Origin of the sequence: Streptomyces luteolifulvus (assembly GCF_008806595.1) — a bacterium.
Taxonomy (GTDB): domain Bacteria; phylum Actinomycetota; class Actinomycetes; order Streptomycetales; family Streptomycetaceae; genus Streptomyces; species Streptomyces luteolifulvus.
Genome location: NZ_VZRB01000085.1, coordinates 1 through 3,807, shown reverse-complemented (window position 1 = coordinate 3,807; position 3,807 = coordinate 1). Strand labels below are relative to the sequence as shown.

Genomic DNA, 3,807 nt, shown 5'->3' with positions numbered 1-3,807 from the left:
GCGTACCATGTCATGAACGTACTACCCGTCATGACGGTTCCTACTCTCGACGCGCGGCAGCTTTTCCAACCGCCGGTAACGCAACGTCACTTCGAAGGTGAAGTTGCCCATTGCGTTGGAGGCGTGGTTTCCCCCGTGCTGGCGAATCTGTATCTCCACTATGCGTTCGATGTGTGGCTGACGCGAGAATTCCTCACGTCACCTTCGAGCGGTACTGCGACGATGCAGTGATTCACTGCAAGAGCGAGAGGCAGGCCCGCCACGTGCGGGACGCGCTCGCCGCGAGATTGGCGCAGGTCGGTCTGGAATTGCATCCGGACAAGACGCGAATCGTCTACTGCAAGGACACCGACCGACGTGGCTCGTTCGAGCACACGTCGTTCACGTTCCTCGGGTACACGTTCCGTCCGAGGCTGGCCAAGAACCGGTACGGGAAGCACTTTGTGAACTTCCTGCCCGCGGTCAGCAAGGAGGCGATCAAGGCGATGGGCAAGGAGATCCGCTCCTGGCGCATCGCCGCCCGCAATGACAAGTCCCTCAACGACCTTGCGCGGACGTTCAACAGCGTCGTGCAAGGGTGGGTCAACTATTACGGGCGCTTCTACAAGTCCATGTTGTATCCCCTCCTCCGGCGCCTCAACGAGTATCTGGTGCGCTGGGCTTGCCGGAAGTACAAACGGCTTCACCGCAGGGAGCGGAAGGCGAAGGAACTACTGGCGGGCACCGCCCGCCGGTACCCGAACCTCTTCGCCCACTGGCGATTCGGTCTCAAGCCTGATGGCTGGGCGATGGGAGCCGTGTGAGCCGAGAGGTTCCCGCACGGTTCTGCGAGCGGCGGCGGGTGAGATTCCCGCCGCCGACTCACCTCCTGCTCGGGTTTGCCGGTCCCAAGCGTGAGGCCGAGGAGATCAAGGCGAAGATACGAATGTTCCTGCGTGATGAACTCAGGCTGGAACTCTCCGACTCCAAGACCCTGATCACACACGCCACCAGCCGGGCGGCGCATTTCCTCGGCTATGAACTCAGGGCCCAGCATGGCGACACGAAGATCACCCGGAACCGCAGGATGGTCAACGGCGTCATCGGCCTGTTCGTGCCCAGGACCGTCATCCGGGACCGATGTGCACGCTACATGAGCAAGGGAAAACCCGCTCAGCGCGGCCCGTTGCTGCACGACGATGACTTCACGACCGTCGCGAAGTGCGGAGCTGAGTTCCGCGGGTTCGTCCAGTACTACCTTCTCGCCCAGGATGTTTTCCGCCTGGAACTGCTGCGCTGGGTCATGGAGATCTCGATGCTCAAGACCCTGGCCGGGAAGCACAAGTCGACTGTGAGGAAGATGGCCCGGCGATACAAGGCGTCTATCGATACCCCTGACGGCCGGCGGCCCTGCTGCCAGGTCGCGGTGCAGCGGGATGAACGGAAGAAACCGCTGGTCGCCCGCTTCGGTGGGATTCCACTCAAGCGGCAGCAGAAGGCCGTGATTACTGATCGCCAGCCGGTCATGGCTACTGCCCGACGCAATGAGCTGATCCACCGGCTGCTTGCGGGGCAGTGTGAGATATGCGAAGGGCGTACCGGACTTCAAGTCCACCACGTCCGCAAACTCGCCGATCTCAACAAGCCAGGACGGAGGGAACGGCCGTCGTGGGTACATCTGATGGCTATGCGGAAACGCAAAACCCTCGTGGTTTGCGAACGTTGCCACCAGGACATCCACGCGGGGCGGAGTACAGCACCCACCCGGAAATAACTACTGGAGAGCGGTATGCCGGGAAACTGGACCGTACCGTTCGGGAAGGGGCCGTCGGAAAAGGACCCGCACCACGGGTACCTCGTCGGCGGCCTACTTCACTTGAAGCGGCGGGGACTGGAAACGGAGCGTCGGCCACCGCGCCAGTCCCCGACCCTACTTACAACAGGTCCTCGATCCGCTGAAGTTCTTGGCGTGCGCCGTCCGGCGCGGCGCGCTCGCGGTCCAGAACCACCAGGATGAAGAGCCCTTCGTGGGTGCGGCGGGTCAGCGGGCGGATGAGGTGGTACTCGCTGTCGAGGGTGATCAAGACGTCTTCGAGCTGTTCCGGCTTGTGGCCGATCAGGTCCAGGGCGGACAGATGGGCGCGTACGACGTCGGTGCCGCCGTGTGCGGCCCGCTCCAGGTCAAGATCGTTTCTGCGGCTCACGGTGCCGAGCGCCATGCGGCTGACGTAGTCGACGACGGCGACGCCCAGAGCTCCGTCGAGACGCATCGCCCGGTTCAGTGCCACCTGGATGGCTGACACGGCCCGTCCCCCTCTCGGCATCAGCGATCTCCGTGCCGACCAGGCTTCCCGGCGCTCCAGCCCCGGGCGGTGCCCCTGTCCGGGGCCGTGCGGCGGGGCACCTTTGCATCGTGCCACGGTTTGCGGCCCTATGCTCCGCTGATGCGGAGTTCCGGCGGCGGGCCGTTGGTTCGGATCTTCCGGCTTCGGGCGCTGGGCCGGACCGGCCTGGGCGGATGCGGTGGCCGAGGAGCAGGCCGAGGGCACCGTAGCTGAGGGCGATGACCGTGTACCCGGCGAGGACGGCGAACCAGCCGCCCACCATCGGCCGCCAGTAGAACAGGATCGCCAGCGCGGTGTACAGGGCGATCGCCGCGGCGACCAAACCGACGGCCAGAGTCTTGGCGCCGATGAGAGTGGACTGCCGGTAACCGGCGAAGACGAGCCGCCGGTCGAAGGCGAGTGCCCTGCGGACGGCGTCGAAGACAACGAACCCGGCGATCATCGTCACAGAGTTGAGGCCCGCCGAGATCAGGGTGAGCCGGCCGCCGTCGACGGGCAGGACCTCGCCGGTGGCGTACAGTCTGAAGTCGAGCACGTCGCCCGAAGCCAGGGCATCCATGAGCAGCTACCAGACGGGCACAAACAGCACGAGCAGCAGGCCGGCGAGCCGGTTGCGGGTCTGATCCCGCACCGAGAAGCGCAGGGCCGTGGGGAACTGCCCGCACAGCGGCCGCAGTTCAGGTGTGTCAGGCGTCAGCATGGTGGACGCTCCCGGCTGTCGTGCGCGGGGTGAGCCGGCCGCCGGTGAGGCAGGCCAGCAGGTCGAAGCGGTCCTGTTCGAAGACGAGGTGGGTGATGATCACGACGGCCCTCCCGCGGGTGCGCAAGTCGTCGACCAGGTCCCAGAAGCGCAGGTAGGTCTCCCAGTCCAAGCCCTGGTAGGGCTCGTCGAGGAGCAGGACGTCCGGATCGTGCAGGAGGGCCAGGGTGAGATTCAGCTTCTGCCGGGTGCCGCCGGACAGCTCGCCGACGACGGCATGTCCGTACTTCTCGTAGCCGAGGATGCGGACGAGTTCGTGGCCGCGCCGCAGATCGGGCAGGCGGCGGGCGGCGGCGAAGTAGTGCAGATGCTGCTCGACGGTCAGGCTGCCGTTCAGCACGGGGTCCTGCGGGCAGTAGCCGAGTGTCCCGGTCAGGGCCACCTCGCCACGGTCCACGGGCAAGATGCCGGCCAGGGCCCTGAGCAGAGTGGATTTTCCGGCGCCGTTCTCGCCGACGACGGCGACGAGTTGCCCGGGGGAGACGGTGAGGTCGGCGCCGCGCAGGACGTGGCGCCGACCGTAGGACTTGTGAACGTCGTGGGCCTGGAGCACCGGCGGTGGTGCGTCTGTGGATCCGGTCGGCATGTGCGGGGCCTACTAGTGCTGCTCCGCGCAAGTTCGTGGAGGGGTGTTGGGGCATCAGGAAGTTTTGAGCGGGGTGCCGTCGTAGGTCCAGCGGTAGGGCTTGGCGGTGGTGTTGTGGTTGATCACGTAGGTGTCCA

The 3,807-nt window shown here is 65.5% G+C and carries 6 protein-coding genes; 3 read left to right on the top strand and 3 right to left on the bottom strand.

The genetic code is table 11. The annotated features are described in order from the left end of the window. The 3 genes from F7R91_RS43630 to F7R91_RS41615 form a co-directional block, all read left to right on the top strand. The coding region (locus tag F7R91_RS43630; protein ID WP_225321134.1) for a hypothetical protein at positions 1–231 on the top strand (231 nt) is incomplete at its 5' end. After that, the gene (locus F7R91_RS41620; protein WP_225321133.1) at positions 174–803 is read left to right on the top strand and encodes a group II intron maturase-specific domain-containing protein; all 630 of its coding nucleotides are present in this window, start codon (positions 174–176) and stop codon (positions 801–803) included. The genes F7R91_RS43630 and F7R91_RS41620, both read left to right, overlap by 58 nt. Beyond that, positions 800–1,753 (top strand): HNH endonuclease, encoded by a 954-nt coding sequence (locus F7R91_RS41615; protein WP_225321132.1) that lies wholly within the window; start codon positions 800–802, stop codon positions 1,751–1,753. Before F7R91_RS41620 ends, F7R91_RS41615 begins: the two co-directional genes overlap by 4 nt. Positions 1,754–1,913: 160 nt before the next feature. Here the strand turns inward: F7R91_RS41615 and F7R91_RS41610 are convergent, their stop codons facing one another. The 3 genes from F7R91_RS41610 to F7R91_RS41600 all read right to left on the bottom strand — a co-directional run bounded on the left by F7R91_RS41610 (position 1,914) and on the right by F7R91_RS41600 (position 3,670). Next, complete coding sequence (locus tag F7R91_RS41610) at positions 1,914–2,282, bottom strand: hypothetical protein (protein ID WP_150959050.1); 369 nt, start codon at positions 2,280–2,282, stop codon at positions 1,914–1,916. A gap of 607 nt (positions 2,283–2,889) precedes the next feature. Further along, the gene (locus tag F7R91_RS43960; protein ID WP_269144824.1) at positions 2,890–3,024 is read right to left on the bottom strand and encodes a hypothetical protein; all 135 of its coding nucleotides are present in this window, start codon (positions 3,022–3,024) and stop codon (positions 2,890–2,892) included. Then, positions 3,011–3,670, bottom strand: a complete 660-nt coding sequence (locus F7R91_RS41600; RefSeq protein WP_150959048.1) for an ABC transporter ATP-binding protein — start codon at positions 3,668–3,670, stop codon at positions 3,011–3,013. Before F7R91_RS41600 ends, F7R91_RS43960 begins: the two co-directional genes overlap by 14 nt. Positions 3,671–3,807: the final 137 nt, after the last annotated feature.

Excerpts from the sequence above, each read along its gene's own strand:
- F7R91_RS43960 (WP_269144824.1), bottom strand. The coding sequence starts at position 3,024 with ATGCTGACGCCTGACACACCTGAACTGCGGCCGCTGTGCGGGCAGTTC.
- F7R91_RS41600 (WP_150959048.1), bottom strand. The coding sequence starts at position 3,670 with ATGCCGACCGGATCCACAGACGCACCACCGCCGGTGCTCCAGGCCCAC.